The organism is Nonomuraea sp. KM90 (assembly GCF_052246675.1).
In the GTDB taxonomy this organism is placed as follows: domain Bacteria; phylum Actinomycetota; class Actinomycetes; order Streptosporangiales; family Streptosporangiaceae; genus Nonomuraea.
Window position 1 is genome coordinate 1 of the sequence record NZ_JBQQCB010000130.1, and the last position, 15773, is coordinate 15773.

Below are 15773 nucleotides of genomic sequence, written 5' to 3' on the forward strand. Positions count from 1 at the left end.
GTAGACGCGTACGGTCCCGCGCTTCTCGGTGATGAACAGCCTGTTCGTGCCGTCGTCGGGTGCGGCGATGGCGGTGGGGCGGCGTAGCCCGAAGGCGACCTGGGTGCTGGTCGCGTTGATCTCTTCCAGCGGCACCTGGGCCGAGTTGGCCACGACGGATGGGGAGGTCGCGGCGGCGACGGGTGGGGTGAGTGCGTTCACAGGGGCGAGCAGTGGCAGGGACAAGGCGAGCAGCACGGGGGCTGCCCAGCGTTTTCCTGGCATGTCGGACTCCAGAGGCCGGGGCTGCGTCCCGACCGGACGGTATCCGCTCGCCCGCCGGCCCATCCAGCGCGGCTCCGGCCGCCGGGAACGGCACCAGGCCGCCGAGGCCGCCGGCGCACCCTCTGACCGGCGGCGATGCGGGAGAGCCCCGGCCGGGCCCCGGCCTCGGCCGATGAAACGTACATTCGCCCGGACCGCGAGCCGCTCGCGGTCCGGGGCGCGGTCACCGTCAGCGGGAGGCGCGCGGCTGACCGGCGGCGTGGGCTTCGGCGGTGGTCTTGAGGTCGCGCAGCCACGCTTCGAGGCCCCCGCCGAGGGCCGCGGTCGCCGTGGGGATGTCGGCTTCCACCTGCGCGCCGGTCCAGGTCTCCGCGGTGTGTACGCGGACCCCGCCCTTGACCCTGGTGAAGGTCCACAGGTGGACCCCCTCGTCGATGCGCAGCCCCGCACCGATCGCGGGCCCGCTCCACAGGATGCAGGAGTCGTGCTTGAGCTGCCGGACGGTGGAGGTGATCTCCAAGGTGGTGGCGGGGGTCGTGGGCGTGGCGGGCGCGGGGGTGGTCCACCGGAACTGCGAGCCCTTCCGCAGCGGGCCGGGGGTGAGGCGCTTCATCGTCAGGACGGGGGCCTGCCAGGCCGGCCAGCGCTCGACGTCCGTCTGCAGCTTGAAGACGGTGCTGAGCGGCGCCTTGATCACGATGTCGGACTCGTAGCGGATGCGGGCACTGGGATCGACGCCGTGCCCGCGGCACTGGGACGCGCTGCCGGGGGAGGTGGTGGCGGCCTGGGCGGCCGGGACGGTGCTCGCCAGGACGCCGGCGAGGGTCAGGGGGATCGCCAGCGCGGCGGCGCGGGTGCGGGTCCGCCGCACGGACGGCTTCGGCGAGCTGTGCTTCGACATGGTGTGCTCCGTTTCGCTACAGGTTCTCGTGTTCGTTAGAAGTTGTAACGCACGGCATGGAGAGTGTCAATAAGGTTCGTGATAGCTTCTAACTGAACTTGGAAGCTGTAGCAGCGCGGGAGCTGAGAGGCGGCAGACCATGGCGGAAACGGGCACGAAGGCCCCGCGTGAGCGTTACCGCGATCAGGTGCGTACGGAGATCAAGGAACGTGCGTGGGAGCAGATCGCCGAGGCGGGGGCGTCCGCGCTCTCCCTCAACGCGATCGCCAAGCGGATGGGCATGAGCGGGCCCGCGCTCTACCGGTACTTCGCCGGCCGCGACGAGCTGATCACCGCGCTCATCAGGGACGCCTACCGGAGCCTGGCCGACACCCTCCGCGCGACCGCCGCGTCCGGCGCCGACGTGGCCGGGCTGGCACGTGCCCTGCGCGGATGGGCGCTGGACGATCCCCAGCGCTACCTGCTGATCTACGGCACGCCGGTGCCCGGCTATCACGCGCCCGACGAGATCACCGGCATCTCATCCGAGATCATGGCGACCCTGCTCGACGCCTGCGCCGCGCTGCCCGTCGAGGGCCCGGCGACGCCGTTCGACGAGCACATCGAAGATCATCGGCAGTGGGCGGACGGGCACCCCGCCCCGCCCGCGGTCCTGCACCGGGCCCTGTCCTGCTGGAGCCGGCTGCACGGCGTGCTGTCCCTGGAGCTGGCCGGCCACTTCGCCGGGATGGGCTTCGACCCCGCGCTCTACTTCGAGGCCGAGCTGGACGATCTGCTGGCCGGCTGACCCGCGCCGGTGGGCCGGGCGGTCCGGCGAGATCGTGCACAATCGTGCACGATGTCAGGGGGCGTGGATGACGGGTACGTTGAGCGCCCGCACCGTGGCGCTGCCGGCGTCCGCGTCGGTGACGATCCCGGCGACCTCCGTCAGCGGCAGGACGGTGAACCGGGAGGCCGCGCCGATCTTCTCCGAGCTGCCCAGCACGTAGGTGTCGGCGGACTGGCGTGCCGGCGCTCGCTTCATCGCGGCCTCGTCGGCGTCGTCTGTGGTCAGCCCCACTTCGGGATGCACGCCGGTCACGCCGAGCAGGAAGAGGTCGGCGTGCAGCCCCCGCGCGGCCTCCACGGCGGCGGCGCCGCAGGCGACCATCGAGTGCTTGAACAGCCGTCCGCCGATCAGGTACATCTCCACGTCCTGATGGCCGGCCAGCGCGCTGGCCACGGTCGGGCTGTGGGTGACGATGGTGGCGCGCAGGTCGAGCGGGAGCGCGCGGACGACCGCCAGGGTCGTGGTGCCGCCGTCCAGGATCGCGGTGCTGCCGGGCCTGATCAGCGCCGCCGCGGCGGTGGCCACCCGCTCCTTTCCGGAGATCTGGACGCCCTGGCGGGTGGCGTAGTCGGCGATCGCGGGAGAGGCGGGCAACGCGCCGCCGTACACGCGTTGGCACAGGCCTGCCGCGGCGAGATCGCGCAGGTCACGGCGTTGGGCGGCCAGCATGCCTACCGTTCCGGTACGGGTGACGACCCGGAAATGATGGCGAACAACCTGGCCCGGCTGGAGGAGGCGGCGTGGCCGATCTTCCGCGGCGGGCACGTGCCGATGATCGGGGAGTGGGTGGCCCTGCCCGTGCTGCGTGGCGCGGGCGGCGAAGGGCCGGCCGACCCGGTGGCCGAGCAGATCATGTATCCGACCGCGGAGCGCCTGTTGCGGCACTGTGACGCGGTCCTGCGGCTGCCCGGCGAGTCCACCGGCGCCGATCAGGACGTCCGGATCGCGACCGAGCGCGGGCTGCCCGTCTACCACCGGGTCGAGGACGTTCCCGGTTACGAGGCCGGCTGATCCACCGCGGGTGCCGTGCCCATCGAAGGTCAGGCGGAGTCGCGGACGACGAGGACCGGCTCGAAGATGCGCGAGGTCACCGGCCGTCCCGGCTGCTCGATGTGGGTCAGCAGCATGCGGGCCATCTCGGCGGACATGTCCTCCACCGGGTGGCGGATGGTCGTGAGCGGGGGGCTGCAGGCGGTCGCCGCGCTGCTGTCGTCGAAGCCGACCACGGCCACGTCGTCCGGCACCCGGCGGCCGTGCTGCCGAAGGGCGAGCAGGGCGCCCTGGGCCATCAGGTCGTTGGCGGCGAACACGCCGTCGAGGTCGGGATGCTCGGCCAGCAGGCGTTCCATGGCCGCCTCCCCGCTGCGATGGGTGAAGCCGCCCTCGGCGCAAGGGATGTAGGGGTGGCCGTGCGCGGCCATCGCGTCCCGGAAGCCGGTCAGGCGGGACTGGCTGGCCGGCACGTCGAGGGGGCCGGAGATCGTCGCGACGCGCCGGCGGCCGCGCGCGACGAGACGGCCGGCCGCGAGCTCGGCCCCGGCCCGGTGGTCGACGTCGACGTAGCTGATCGGGATCGGCTCGGCGGGCCTGGCGAAGAGCACGGCCGGCAGCCCGGCCTCGACGAGGAGCCGGGGGAGCGGGTCCGCCGCGTGGGTGGAGACCAGGAGGGCCCCGTCGGCGTTGCCGTGCCGCAGGTAGGTGAGGACCTGGGCCTGGATCTCGGCGGTCTCGGCGAACATCAGGATCGGATGGATGCCGCGCGGCCGCAGGAAGCTGACGATGCCGCCGACGACGCGGCCGAAGAACGGGTCGGTGAAGACCTGGCTCGGAAAGGGGGCGTCCTCGCCCTCACCGCCCGCTCCGGAGACGACGAGGGCGATGGCCCCGGTGCGGCGCGTGACGAGGGAGCGGGCCGCGTGGTTGGGGACGTATCCGGTGGTGGCGATGGCCCGCCTGACCGTCTCCTGGATCGCGGGGTCGACGTTGCGGATGCCGTTGATCACCCGGGAGACCGTGGCACGGGAGACTCCCGCCGCGCGGGCCACGTCCTCCAGGGTGATGGATGAGCCCGATGCCGGCGAGGGATCTTGCCTCATCAGCCCTTTATAGCACAGAGGCTGGAGAGCGCTCTCCAGTCTCTGTGCCGGCTCGGGACCTCAGGGTCGGGGAAGCTGGAAGTCCTCCGTGAGGGCGGCGCCGCGGTGCGGCTTGTACAGGTCGTAGCCGCGCGGGTTGCACTGGAGGCCGCCGTTGATGCAGTGGGTCACCAGCGCGTCGAGGATCGCCGGGTCGTCCCAGGCGTTGAAGAAGTCGTAGTGCCAGGTGTATCCGCGCCCGCTGGACAGGCGCGCCTGGGACAGGTCGCCGTCGGCGGGGAAGGCGATCTTGAATTCCAGCATCGGCACCGCCACGGGGTGGCTGGCCGGGCAGTAGCCTCCGGTGGGGTAGGATATGTGGCTCTTGTGGTCGGCGCTGTCCAGGCGGACCCCGTCCCAGCAACTCGGCGCCTGGTAGCGGACGTTCACCTGGGTGCCGGGCGCGCACGAGCGCGGGATGTCCCAGCTGCGTGAGATGTCCCCGCACTCGAAGCCCTCCACGGCGCCGGGGGAGTCGCGGAACTCCTCCAGGGTCGCGGCCGGGCTGCCGACGATGAAGCGCAGGCCCTGGGGGAAGGGCTGCACGCGCCAGTACTCCAGGATGCCCGACTTGTAGTAGATGACCTGGTGGCCGGTCGGCTGGATCAGCTGGTCGCCCTTGTAGAAGCTCGGGAACCAGTAGGCCGACCGGTCGTGCGGGTTGGTGCAGGAGGTCCCGCCGGCGAGGAGCGAGGAGGCCGTGCTGCTCGCGTTGGTCGTGCGGTTGCCGACGAAGGTGTGCATGTGCGAGGCGCCGGGCAGCCCCGGGTAGACGATCGGGTCGTCTGGCCGGTTCGCCGTCCACGAGCAGTTGGCCTGGAACTCGTGATGGGTCACCTCGTCGGTGAACGTGGGCTTGGGCCTCGGTGTCGTCGTGGCGCCGCCGCTGCCGTAGATCTGCATCTCCCAGAGGGAGTAGCCGTAGCCGGTGGCGCGGGTGGTGCCGTACATGCGGATGTAGCGGCCGGTGCCGGTCATGTCGAGGGTCTGGGTGCCGCCGGTGCCGGTGGTGGTGGTGTAGGTGTCGGTCCAGGTGGTGCCGTCGCCGGAGGTCTGGATCCGGAACGCTCTCGCGTACGCGCTCTCCCAAACGAGGACGACCCGGTTGATGGCCGCGGGGGCGCCCAGATCGACCTGCAACCACTGCGGATCGGCGGCGGCGCTCGACCAGCGGGTGCCAGGGAGGCCGTCCACGGCGGCGCCGGCGCCGTGACCGCCGCCTTCGACGGAGGATGCGGTCGCCGGCCGGCCCTGCGAGAGCAGGCTGTCCGCCGCGACGGCGGGGACGACGGCGGCCAGGCCGGCCGCGGTCATCGCGACCGTGGCGGCCAGTGCGGTGAACACCGCCCGCAGGCGCAGCCTGGCGGGACTTCGGGAAGGGTGCATGGTCTCTCCTCCGACGGGGGCCGACAGGTCGGAGAGCGCTCTCCTGAAGACTGACCGCCCGGGTAAGCCCCTGTCAAGCACGGGATCCCGGCCGGGCCGACCCGTTTGCTGCGTTTCGCACTCGTGAGCAGGACGTTTCGCACCGGTGAAGAAATGGGCCTTGACGCCGTTCCGGGGCGGGAGGACTCTCCTCTACGGAGAGCGCTCTCCCGCAATACCCCCGGTCGCTAGGAGAGGTCGTGCGTCCAACTCGCAGTTCCCTGATCATCGCCGTGCTGCTGGGCCTGGTCGTGTCCGTGGCGGCCTTCCCCCGTCCGGCGGCGGCCGACACCCTGCTCTCGCAGGGCAAGCAGGCGACGGCCTCGTCGGTGGAAGGGGCCGCCTACGGCGCGGCGGCGGCGGTCGACGGAGACCTGACGGGCACCCGGTGGTCCAGCTCGTTCAGCGATCCGCAGTGGTTGCAGGTCGACCTCGGCGCCCCCGCGACCATCAACCGGGTCGTCCTCGTTTGGGAGAGCGCGTACGCGAGAGCGTTCCGGATCCAGACCTCCGGCGACGGCACCACCTGGACCGACGCCTACACCACCACCACCGGCACCGGCGGCACCCAGACCCTCGACGTGACCGGCACCGGCCGCTACATCCGCATGTACGGCACCACCCGCGCCACCGGCTACGGCTACTCCCTGTGGGAGATGCAGATCTACGGCAGCGGCGGAGCGGACCCCGACCCCGACCCCGACCCCGGCACGTGGACCGAGGTGTGGAAGGACGACTTCACCGGCCCCGCGGGCACCTCCCCGTCGGCCGCGAACTGGATCCTGCGCACCGGCACCTCCTACCCCGGCGGAGCCGCGAACTGGGGCACCGGCGAGGTCGAGACCATGAGCGCCGCCACCGCCAACGTCTCCCTCGACGGCAACGGCCACCTGAACATCAAGGCGATCAAGGACGGCGCGGGCCGCTGGACCTCCGGCCGCATCGAGACCCAGCGCACCGACTTCGAGCCGAGGCCGGGCGAGCTGCTGCGGTTCAGCGCCCGGCTCAAGCAGCCCGACGTCGTGAACCCCCTCGGCTACTGGCCCGGGTTCCGCGCCACCGGCGCCGCCTACCGGGGCGACTACACCAACTGGCCGGGCGTCGGCGAGACCGACATCATGACCGACGTCAACGGCCGCGACCAGTTCGCCAACACCCTGCACTGCGGCACCGCCCCCGACGGGGTGTGCAACGAGTACACCGGCCGCAGCAGCGGCTTCGCCACCTGCGGGGGCTGCCAGACCGGCTACCACGAGTACACGCAGGTCATCGACCGGACCAGGACCGACGAGGAGATCCGCTTCTACCTCGACGGGCGGCAGACCTGGGTCGTGCGCGAGAGCCAGGTCGGCGTCACCGCCTGGCGGGCCGCCGTGCACCACGGCTTCTACCTCCGCCTCGACCTGGCCATCGGCGGCTCCCTGCCGAACGCGATCGCGGGCGTCACGACGCCGACCGCCGACACCACCTCCGGCGGCGTGCTGAGCGTGGACTGGATCGCGGTGTCCCGGCAGACCGGCTCCGTCCCCGCCGCGATGACCGACCCGCCCGTCCCCGCCGGGCCGAGCGTGGTCGCGGTGACCGGCGCCCAGGGCGACTGGCGGCTGACGGTGAACGGCGCACCGTACCTGATCAAGGGGATGACGTACGGCCCGCCGCAGGCCGCCGCCGACGGCTACCTGCGCGACCTGAAGGCCATGGGGGTCAACACGATCCGCACCTGGGGCGTCGACGACACCCACACCCCGACACTGCTGGACACCGCCGCCCGGCACGGCATCAAGGTCATCGTCGGGCACTGGCTGAACCAGGGCGCCGACTACGTCAACGACACCGCGTACAAGACCGGCGTGAAGAACGAGATCGTGGCCCGCGTCAACGCCCTGAAGAACCGCCAGGGCGTGCTGATGTGGGACGTCGGCAACGAGGTCATCCTCACCATGCAGGACCACGGCCTGCCGGCCGACGTGGTGGAGCAGCGGCGGGTCGCGTACGCCAGGTTCGTCAACGAGGTGGCGCAGGCGATCCACGCCGCCGACCCGAACCACCCGGTGACCTCGACCGACGCCTACACCCACGCCTGGACCTACTACAAGGCGCACTCCCCGGCGCTGGACCTGCTCGCCGTCAACTCCTACGGCGCCATCCACACCGTCAGGCAGGACTGGATCAACGGCGGGCACACCAGGCCGTACATCGTCACCGAGGCCGGCCCCGACGGCGAGTGGGAGGTGCCCGCCGACGTCAACGGCGTGCCGGACGAGCCGGGCGACCTGGAGAAGCGGGACATGTACACCGCGAGCTGGAACGCCGTACGCGGCCACGCCGGGGTCGCGCTCGGCGCCACCGAGTTCCACTACGGCCTGGAGAACGACTTCGGCGGCGTCTGGCTCAACACCACGCCCGGAGGCTGGCGCCGGCACGGCTACCACGCGCTCAAGCAGGCCTACACCGGCCAGGCCACGGGCAACACGCCGCCGGAGATCACCTCGATGACGGTCGGCTCGCAGACCGCCGTGCCGGCCGGCCGCACGTTCACCGTCGAGGTCGCCGCGTCCGACCGGGACGGCGACCTGATCCGCTACAACGTGATGCTCGGCGACAAGCACATCACCGGCAACCGCGGCTTCGCCGCCGCGCGGTTCACCCAGACCGGCCCCGGGAGGTTCTCGGTGACGGCGCCGGAGCGGATGGGCGTGTGGAAGGTGTACGTCTACGCTTTTGACGGCCACGGGAACGTCGGCATCGAGCAGCGGTCTTTCCGCGTGGTGCCGCCGGTCGTCGCCGGGACCAACCTCGCCCGCGGCAAGCCGACCACCGCCTCCACCTACCAGCAGACCGGCGACGGCGGCCCCTTCACCCCCGATCGGGCCACCGACGGCAGCTTCACCTCCCGCTGGGCCAGCGAGTGGGCCGACCCGCAGTGGATCCAGGTCGACCTGGGGCAGACCAGCGCGATCAAGCACGTCCAGCTCGGCTGGGAGGGCGCGTACGCCACGTCGTACCAGCTCCAGACCTCGGTCAACGGCACGGACTGGACGAACGCCGTCACCACGGCCGGTGGTGACGGCGGCTTCGACGAGATCGACCTGAACGCGTCCGCCCGATACGTCCGGCTGAACCTCACCCGGCGCGGCACCGCCTACGGCTACTCGTTGTGGGAGTTCGGCGTCTACGGCTGACGGCCTGGACCGATGCCCGTGCCTAGCTCTCCGGGACGTCCTTGACGAACACGATCCCGTCGAAACCGTCCAGGTGGGCCGGGTCCAGCGAGGCGTAGCCGAACCAGGGGGACACGCGCGGGGCGGGCCTCGGGTCGCCGAGCGCGGCGGCCAGCCGGTGGGCGTCGACGACGTGGCGGTCCTCCGGGAGCGCGTACAGGAGACCTTCGAGGGTGTCCGGTGGCGGGGCGTCCACTCCCTGGTGCCGGATCGTGCCGAGGGCCGTGGGCACGAAGGCGTACCCCTCGCCCAGGTGGGAGCTCACGATCGCGCCGGCGCCCCACCACTCCAGCAGGTGGTCGCCCATCCGCATCGTGCTCGATTCCCGCTGGAGATGGGTGTTGTGGGCGTGGACCAGCGCCGGGCCGCGCTCGGCGACGGCGAGGAGGTTGGCGGCCATCATCGAGTCCCGCACGCTCGCCAGCCGCGACCAGCGAACCGGTGTGGCGTCGGTCATCCAGAAGTGGTAGCGCAGCAGGCCGGTGGCGGTGCGCCCGTACAGGCGGGCCCGGTCCCACTCGTCCGGCGCGGAGGTCGCGACCAGGTGCGGCCGGTGCGCGTCGAGCAGCGCCGCCAGATCGTCGGCGAGCAGCCGCAGCTCCCTGGCCTCGGCCGACCGCCCGACCGACTGGGACGGGTCCATGGCCGCGGCGGGATTCGTCCACGGGTCGTCGGCGCCGAGCAGGCGGTCGAGCGTTTCCGCGGTGCAGGGGAGCAGGTCCGCGTCCACCCGGGCGGCGAGGTAGCCGTGGAGCGCGGTGAGGACCTGGCGAGGGCTCGCGGCGGCGCTGATCTCCAGCGGCCCGTCGAAACCGGCGAACCGCACCTGCTCCGCCGCGGGCCGGCCCTCGTTGTACGCGCGCATCCAGCGCACGAGCTCGCGGTTGCCCGCGTGCGCGCCCCACTCGTGGCTGAAGCCGCGCTCCATGACCTCGTCGAGGGTGCCCGTGCCGGAGGTGACGTAGTCGTCCACGACCAGGCCCATCAGGCAGTCGCTCTCGATCGCGATCGACCGGTAGCCCTCCTGCTCCACGAGTTGCCGGAAGAGCTCGTTCCGCAGGTCGAGCAGGATCTCCGCGCTGTGGGTGGGCTCGCCCAGGCCGAGCAGCCGTGGCCGGGCCGGGAGCAGCCTCAGAAGGGAGGCGGCCTCGACGGCATGGGTGATGTCCTTGATGTCAGCATCCATGCCTTAAACGTTATCGCTGAACTCTCGATGGAGACTTGGCCGTCGTAACGGCCCGGATCGCCAGGTGCAACCCTCAAACGATGGTTCGGTCACCTGGTGGCCGGGGCGTCGGTGACCAGCCGCCTCACCCGCTCCACCACCCCGGCCATCAGCCCGAGCAGGTCGCGCCCCTCGCGCTGGGCCTTGAGCAGCAGCGCCATCACGACGCCGACCTTGACGACGCTGGCCGTGGCCGTCCGGAGGCCGCCGTGACCGCCCCAGTGGTTTGCCGTTGGTTCGTGAGAGGCCGCTTTCCGGATGGGGGATTGATGGCCCTTTTCGGGCGCGGACGCCGTCACCGGGGCGTGGCGTGCTCGGCTACGACGCATCCCCCGTGGGCGCGAAGCGGGCGGCCAGGCCGTCGAGGACGCACTGCAGCCCGGCGTCGAAGTCGTCGTCGCGGGTGGCGCTCGAGTGCCGGTCGCGCTGGGCGGCGTACAGCTTCCGCAGCCGCGGGTAGTCCCGCGCGGCCCGCTCGGCGGCCGGCCACAGGGTTTCGGCCCACTCCTGCTCGCTCCGGCCGCTGCGCGCGAGCCGGGTCAACCAGGCCGCCTCGCTGGTCGACACCCCGATGACGTACGCCACGACCGTGTTCAGGGCCCGATCGGCCGCCGCCAGCGTGAAGCCCCCCTGCTCGAACACGGCGAGGACGGCCTCGTTCTGCCGCATCACGTTCGGCCCCAGGTAGGCCACGCCGGCCTCGCCGAGCACGGAGACGATCCAGGGGTGGCGCAGGAGCGCGGCCCGCATGCTGTGCGCGTAGCGCGTGACGGCCGCGCGCCAGCCCGCCGGATCGCCGGCGACCGGCAGCTCGACCTCGCCGTAGACCTCGTCGACGACCAGTTCGAGCAGCTCGTCCTTGTTGGTCACGTGCGTGTACATCGAGGTGGCCCCGGCGTTCAGGCGGGCGCCGAGCTTGCGCATGCTCAGGGCGTCGATGCCCTCGGCGTCGAGCAGTTCGAGCGCCGTGGACACGATCTGCTCCCGGCTCAGCGGCGGCTGCTCGCGCCGGGTCCGCTGCGGGCGGGCCCACACCGACGGGTACGGCTGCTGGTCGGCCGGCATGCGCGTCTCCTTCACGACGTTCCGTTCCGCACAGCGTACGACTTGCGAACACTGTGCGGTGACCGTACAGTGTGCGGACCTGCCGCACACTGTGCGGCTCATTGTGTGAAAGGGGCTGTCCTCATGCCGTCATCGCCATTCGACGCCGACCGCTGGCAGGCCAGGCTGGACGCGTTGCGCGCCGCTCACCACGTGCCGGGGGCCGCCCTGGCGGTGCTGGCCGGCGGGAGGATCCATGAGCTGGCCAGCGGGGTGCTGCACCGGGGGACCGGCGTGGAGGTGACCACGGATTCGGTGTTCCAGTCGGGTTCGATCGCCAAGGTGTACACGGCGACGCTGGTGATGCAGCTCGTCGACTCCGGTGAGCTGCGGCTCGACACCAGGGTCGCCGACGTCCTGCCGGGTTTCGCGGTCGCCGACGACGAGGTCACCAAGAGCGTGACGATCGGGCGGCTGCTCAGCCACACCAGCGGGATCGCCGGGGACTTCACCCACGACACCGGCCGCGGCGACGACTGCCTCGCCCGGTACGTGGCGGCGTGCGCGGACGTGGGCCAGGACTGCCCGCCGGGGACCGTCATCTCCTACTGCAGCACCGGGTACGCGATCCTCGGCCGGGTCGTGGAGGTGGTCACCGGCCGGACCTGGGACGACGCGCTGCGCGACCGGCTGCTGGCACCGCTCGGCCTCGAGCATTCGATGACCTTGCCGGAGGAGGCGCTGCGCTTCCGGGTGGCGATGGGCCATCTCGGCGAGCTGGGCGCCGACCCGGACCCGGCGCCGGCGTGGGACATGTTGCCGCGCTCGGCCGGGCCGTACGGGCGCGTCCTCATCACCGCCGCCGACGTCGTCCGCTTCGCGCGGATGCACCTCGACGGCGGCACCGCGCCCGACGGCACGCGCGTGCTGTCCGGCGAGTCGGCGGCGACGATGCGGCGCCGCGTGGCCGGCTGCCCGGACAGGTGGTCGTTCATGGCGGACGGCTGGGGCCACGGGTGGGCGCTGTACGACTGGGACGGCGTCGCCGGCTACGGCCACGACGGCGCCGCGGTCGGGCAGTTCTCGTACCTGCGGGTCGTGCCCGGCAGCGGCGTCGTCGCCGCCCTGCTGACCAACGGCGGCGGCGCGACCGGCCTGTTCGTCGACCTGTTCCAGGAACTGCTCGGCGAACTGGCCGGGGTACGGATGCCCGACGCCTTCGCCCCCGCCCCGGAACCGCGGCGGCCGGTCGACGTCGCGGGGCTCGCGGGCACGTACGAACGCGAGGGGGTCCGCCTCACGATCGGCGAGCGCGACGGCGTCCCTCGCCTGCGGTTGCAGCTGACGGGCGGGATGGCCGCCTACTCACCGCCGATCGAGACCGACCTGGTGCCGGTGTCCGACACGGTGCTCGCGATGCCGGGCCTCGGTCCCGTCAGCGCGCCCTGGCTGCCCCTGGTGTTCGGGACGCTTCCGGACGGCACGCCCTACGTCTATTTCGGCATGCGAGCGACACCGAAGGTCGCCGTCTCCACGGCCTGATCCGGCCGCCCGTCAGCTCCTCGGGCTCATCGCTCGGCTCATCGCTTCTTCCGGCGCTTCCGCTTGCCCCGTGGCGGTGGCCGGGTGAAGGGCACGGCCTCGGGTGGCGCCTGTGCGGCCGACGCGGCGGCGGGCGGTGGCTGCGCGGCCGTCGCGGGGGCGGGCAGGCGGACCCGGTCGAGTCTCAGGTCGATCCTTCTCCGCACGGCCGCGGCGACGAGACCCAGCAGGGCGAGGACGACGAGCCAGGCCCACACCGAGTGCCGGACCTCCAGCACCGTGGCTATGGTCGATTCCCGCAGCGCCGTGGCGCGGACGTCGACCGTCACCGCGTGGTCGTCGTAGGCGTCGGGTTCGCTGACGTCGATGGTGCGTTCCTCGCGCCCGCCCGACATGGCGACGGGTTCGGAGGTCGGCGTCGTGGCCTCGACGGAGAGGCGAGGATGCCTGAGGACGACCTTGGATCCCTCGCCGGGGATGAGGAAGACCGGCAACGGCCTGCCGATCAACTCTCTCGTGCGCCGCAGGCCGGCGGCATTCACCATCATCACGTTCTCGCTGGTCCCGCGGACGACTCCCATGCTCTCCCGGCCTTCGACCACGGCCGGGATCGGGATGCGGTGGGTGATGGTGACCGGGAAGCCGGTGGGGGTGGCAGGTTGGGGGAGGTGCACCGTACGGGTGAACGCCTGGGCGCGAGTCTTGTCGAACCGCGCGGGCGTCGGCGCGCTCACCCACCCCTTTCCCGACAATGTGCCGGTCACGCCGCTCAGTTCCGGCACCTGCGCCGGCAGCTCGAGAGTGATCGTCTCCGTGCCGGCCCAGACGGTGCAGGCGTCATGGCAGCTCAGATGGCTCGAATAGGTGACCCCGAGATGGATTTCCGGCCGCTCGCCCGGCTGGCTTCTCGTGGTGATCAGGGCCAGGAGCCCGGTGACGACTATCGGGGTGAGCCACAGGGCGATGCGGAAGAGCCAGGACGCCGCGGCGGATCTGGCCCGGCGGCTCGGGCGCGGCCACCACGCGTCGTAATATCCGCCGTACGGCGGCTGGCCCGATGGAGTCGGCTGCCCCTCTGGGCGAGGTGGCGGAGCATCTTGATCCACGGGAGCCTCCGGCCGCATGACGGGCGTCGTGCTTCTCCCGCAAGTATGGGTCGGAAAGGCGGTCGCTCGCGCGGGTTCGGCCATTCGCCCGCGGCGAGGCCCGCACGGTGCTCATCCGCCGGCGTGCGGCTTCAGGGGCCGGCTGAGCAGCCGGCGGCCCTCGTCGCGGAAGCCGCGCTTGCGGTAGAAGTCGAAGAGGTGGCTCACGTCCTGCCCGTTCGGGGCTATCACGATCTCCAGCTGACCGCATCCCCGGCCGGCGGACCAGCTCAGGCTGTCCTCGATGAGCCGCTGGGCCTCGCCGCGCCGACGCGCGCCGGGGGCGACGTAGAGGTCCTCGAGCTCGGCGATCAAGCCGGACTCGAGCCCGAACGTGGTCGTGGTGATGGCGAACGCGACCAGGCGGCCGTCCTCCTCGCTCACCGCGACGCGGGCGGCGGTGGAGGCGATCAGCGTGGTCAGGTTGGCGCGCAGATCGGCTTCGGCGGTGGTGAACCCGTCCTCCGCGTAGAAGTCCACGGCGAGCGCGAGCAGGGAGGGCAGATCATCGGGAACGGCGGTTCTGATCGACATGCAGGCCATGATGGCCGAAGGCCGCCCTCCGGTGTACGGCGTGGTGCCGCCGACCGGGCCAGGGCGGCCACAGGCGTCAAACCCGGGAACGTCTGCCGCTCATGCGGGCAGGGTCCACTTCTGGTTGGCGTTCGTCGTGCAGGTCCAGAGCTGCAGCGGGGTCCCGTCGGCCGAGCTCTGCCCGGTGGCGTCCAGGCACCTGCCGGTGGCCGGGTTGACCAGGCGCTGGGTCACGCCGTCGTGGCGCCACTGCTGGTTGGGGTTACCGCCGGCGCAGTCCCAGATCTGCACCTTGGTGCCGTCGGCGTTCACACCGCCCGCCACGTCCAGGCATTTGCCCAGGGCGCGCAGCGTGCCGTCGGCGCCGACCGTCCACGCCTGGGCGGTGCCGTTGGCGTCGCAGGTGTAGAGCTGCACCCGGGTGCCGTTGGCCGGATCGGCGGCGGCGACGTCCACGCACTTGCCGCCGACGCCCCTGATCTTCCCCGTACGGGAGCCGCCGCCGACGGTGAACTCGCCCCGGTTGAGCACGCGCGGCCCGAAATAGCTGGCCTGCACGCTCGCGCTGGTGTTGTAGGCCGGGTCGGTCAGCCACTCCGCCCACACCATGAACCAGGTCCAGCGCGGCTGGGTGTCGAGCAGCGCGGGGCTGGGGGCGCGGCCCACCTCGGCCAGCGAGATCGGCCTGCCGCCGGCGACGGTCAGCATCGCCTGGTAGTCGGAGGCGGAGGGCTCCATCTTCGCCCAGACGTCGAGGGAGGCCACGTCGGCGTAGGCCGCGCCGGGCCAGTACTCGCCCACGGAGCCCATGGAGACGTCCTTGACGTTCCAGACCCAGACGAGGTTCGTCAGGCCCTGGGCCCGGTAGTAGTCGTAGGTGATCTGGTAGAGCCGGCGGCTGCCGTTCGCGCCCGGCCGGCCGCCCCACCAGGACCAGCCGTCGTTCATCTCGTGGATGGGCCGCCACAGCACCGGCACGCCGGCGTTCTGGAGCTGCCGCAGGTAGGGCACGGCCTCGGCGAGCCGGTTCCGGAAGGCGGTGTTGAGGCTCGTGCCGTCGGTGACGAGCTGGCTCCACTGGCTGTCGGACAGGTGGCCGAGCACGCCGCCGGAGTCCCAGCCGCAGGTGGGGCCGGTGGTGGGCGGGCACATGTGCCACGTCAGGGCCACGACGGAGCCGCCCTGCCACTGGCGGATCGCCTCGTTGACCATCGTCTGCCGGGCGGCGACGTCGGCCGGGGCGAACAGGAAGTCGCCGCCCCACAGGCCCGGCGTCTGGCCGGTGATGCCCTGGGCCAGGCGGGTGTACCTGGTGGGGTCGCTGTTGGGCTCGCGGTTGTGCTGCCCGGACAGGGTGTACCGGCCGGAGATGCCGCCCAGGTAGGCGATCAGGTCGGCTCGGGTGGCGGCGGGGAAGGCGTGGGCGGGAGCGGTGAGGCCGGCGACGACGCCGAGTGCCAGCAGCAGGGCCAGGAAGAGGCGGGATCGGGGGGTGCGCATCGTGGTCC

General features: G+C 72.1%; 14 protein-coding genes. 4 read left to right on the forward strand and 10 right to left on the reverse strand.

All coding sequences use genetic code 11. From position 1 onward, the window contains the following. Window positions 1–264: hypothetical protein (locus ACTWPW_RS53505; protein WP_443173492.1), on the reverse strand; the 264-nt coding region annotated here is incomplete at its 3' end. A gap of 229 nt (window positions 265–493) precedes the next feature. After that, window positions 494–1165, reverse strand: coding sequence for an SRPBCC family protein (locus ACTWPW_RS53510; RefSeq protein WP_443173493.1), 672 nt, complete (start codon window positions 1163–1165; stop codon window positions 494–496). A 139-nt stretch (window positions 1166–1304) separates the two neighbouring features. Here ACTWPW_RS53510 and ACTWPW_RS53515 point away from each other — a divergent pair, with 139 nt between their 5' ends. Beyond that, complete coding sequence (locus ACTWPW_RS53515) at window positions 1305–1952, forward strand: TetR/AcrR family transcriptional regulator (protein ID WP_443173494.1); 648 nt, start codon at window positions 1305–1307, stop codon at window positions 1950–1952. Window positions 1953–2006: 54 nt separating this feature from the next. On the opposite strand, the gene ACTWPW_RS53520 is transcribed toward ACTWPW_RS53515, so the two are convergent. After that, window positions 2007–2663, reverse strand: a complete 657-nt coding sequence (locus ACTWPW_RS53520) for a DeoR/GlpR family DNA-binding transcription regulator (RefSeq protein WP_443173495.1) — start codon at window positions 2661–2663, stop codon at window positions 2007–2009. 33 nt (window positions 2664–2696) lie between these two features. Here ACTWPW_RS53520 and ACTWPW_RS53525 point away from each other — a divergent pair, with 33 nt between their 5' ends. Further along, window positions 2697–3005: a hypothetical protein gene (locus tag ACTWPW_RS53525; RefSeq protein WP_443173496.1), complete on the forward strand. Its 309-nt coding sequence runs from the start codon at window positions 2697–2699 to the stop codon at window positions 3003–3005. 29 nt (window positions 3006–3034) lie between these two features. On the opposite strand, the gene ACTWPW_RS53530 is transcribed toward ACTWPW_RS53525, so the two are convergent. After that, window positions 3035–4090: a LacI family DNA-binding transcriptional regulator gene (locus tag ACTWPW_RS53530; protein ID WP_443173497.1), complete on the reverse strand. Its 1056-nt coding sequence runs from the start codon at window positions 4088–4090 to the stop codon at window positions 3035–3037. Window positions 4091–4150: 60 nt separating this feature from the next. Further along, window positions 4151–5515 carry a DUF1996 domain-containing protein gene (locus ACTWPW_RS53535; RefSeq protein ID WP_443173498.1) on the reverse strand — a complete coding sequence of 455 codons (1365 nt, stop codon included), beginning with the start codon at window positions 5513–5515 and terminating at the stop codon, window positions 4151–4153. A 239-nt stretch (window positions 5516–5754) separates the two neighbouring features. On the opposite strand from ACTWPW_RS53535, the gene ACTWPW_RS53540 reads away from it, so the two are divergent. Continuing rightward, a complete protein-coding gene (locus tag ACTWPW_RS53540) occupies window positions 5755–8736 on the forward strand; it encodes a discoidin domain-containing protein (RefSeq protein ID WP_443173499.1) in 2982 nt (993 codons plus the stop codon). Between the two features lie 22 nt (window positions 8737–8758). Here the strand turns inward: ACTWPW_RS53540 and ACTWPW_RS53545 are convergent, their stop codons facing one another. Then, a complete protein-coding gene (locus ACTWPW_RS53545; protein ID WP_443173500.1) occupies window positions 8759–9961 on the reverse strand; it encodes an erythromycin esterase family protein in 1203 nt (400 codons plus the stop codon). A 357-nt stretch (window positions 9962–10318) separates the two neighbouring features. Continuing rightward, a complete protein-coding gene (locus ACTWPW_RS53550; RefSeq protein ID WP_443173501.1) occupies window positions 10319–11065 on the reverse strand; it encodes a TetR/AcrR family transcriptional regulator in 747 nt (248 codons plus the stop codon). Window positions 11066–11188: 123 nt separating this feature from the next. Between ACTWPW_RS53550 and ACTWPW_RS53555 the strand changes: the two genes are divergently transcribed. Next, window positions 11189–12586: a serine hydrolase domain-containing protein gene (locus tag ACTWPW_RS53555; RefSeq protein ID WP_443173502.1), complete on the forward strand. Its 1398-nt coding sequence runs from the start codon at window positions 11189–11191 to the stop codon at window positions 12584–12586. Between the two features lie 38 nt (window positions 12587–12624). Here ACTWPW_RS53555 and ACTWPW_RS53560 read toward each other — a convergent pair whose 3' ends face one another. The 3 genes from ACTWPW_RS53560 to ACTWPW_RS53570 form a co-directional block, all read right to left on the reverse strand. Continuing rightward, entirely contained in the window at window positions 12625–13692 is a 1068-nt protein-coding gene (locus ACTWPW_RS53560; protein ID WP_443173503.1) for a hypothetical protein, read from the reverse strand. Between the two features lie 111 nt (window positions 13693–13803). Continuing rightward, window positions 13804–14265, reverse strand: a complete 462-nt coding sequence (locus ACTWPW_RS53565; protein WP_443173504.1) for a GNAT family N-acetyltransferase — start codon at window positions 14263–14265, stop codon at window positions 13804–13806. A gap of 99 nt (window positions 14266–14364) precedes the next feature. Further along, window positions 14365–15765, reverse strand: coding sequence for a glycosyl hydrolase (locus ACTWPW_RS53570; RefSeq protein WP_443173505.1), 1401 nt, complete (start codon window positions 15763–15765; stop codon window positions 14365–14367). Window positions 15766–15773: the final 8 nt, after the last annotated feature.

Bases quoted from the DNA above. Each gene is read 5' to 3' on its own strand.
- ACTWPW_RS53535 (WP_443173498.1), bottom strand. From the start codon at position 5,515: ATGCACCCTTCCCGAAGTCCCGCCAGGCTGCGCCTGCGGGCGGTGTTC.
- ACTWPW_RS53515 (WP_443173494.1), top strand. From the start codon at position 1,305: ATGGCGGAAACGGGCACGAAGGCCCCGCGTGAGCGTTACCGCGATCAG.
- ACTWPW_RS53510 (WP_443173493.1), bottom strand. From the start codon at position 1,165: ATGTCGAAGCACAGCTCGCCGAAGCCGTCCGTGCGGCGGACCCGCACC.
- ACTWPW_RS53530 (WP_443173497.1), bottom strand. From the start codon at position 4,090: ATGAGGCAAGATCCCTCGCCGGCATCGGGCTCATCCATCACCCTGGAG.
- ACTWPW_RS53520 (WP_443173495.1), bottom strand. From the start codon at position 2,663: ATGCTGGCCGCCCAACGCCGTGACCTGCGCGATCTCGCCGCGGCAGGC.
- ACTWPW_RS53570 (WP_443173505.1), bottom strand. From the start codon at position 15,765: ATGCGCACCCCCCGATCCCGCCTCTTCCTGGCCCTGCTGCTGGCACTC.
- ACTWPW_RS53555 (WP_443173502.1), top strand. From the start codon at position 11,189: ATGCCGTCATCGCCATTCGACGCCGACCGCTGGCAGGCCAGGCTGGAC.
- ACTWPW_RS53550 (WP_443173501.1), bottom strand. From the start codon at position 11,065: ATGCCGGCCGACCAGCAGCCGTACCCGTCGGTGTGGGCCCGCCCGCAG.
- ACTWPW_RS53525 (WP_443173496.1), top strand. From the start codon at position 2,697: ATGATGGCGAACAACCTGGCCCGGCTGGAGGAGGCGGCGTGGCCGATC.
- ACTWPW_RS53545 (WP_443173500.1), bottom strand. From the start codon at position 9,961: ATGGATGCTGACATCAAGGACATCACCCATGCCGTCGAGGCCGCCTCC.
- ACTWPW_RS53565 (WP_443173504.1), bottom strand. From the start codon at position 14,265: ATGTCGATCAGAACCGCCGTTCCCGATGATCTGCCCTCCCTGCTCGCG.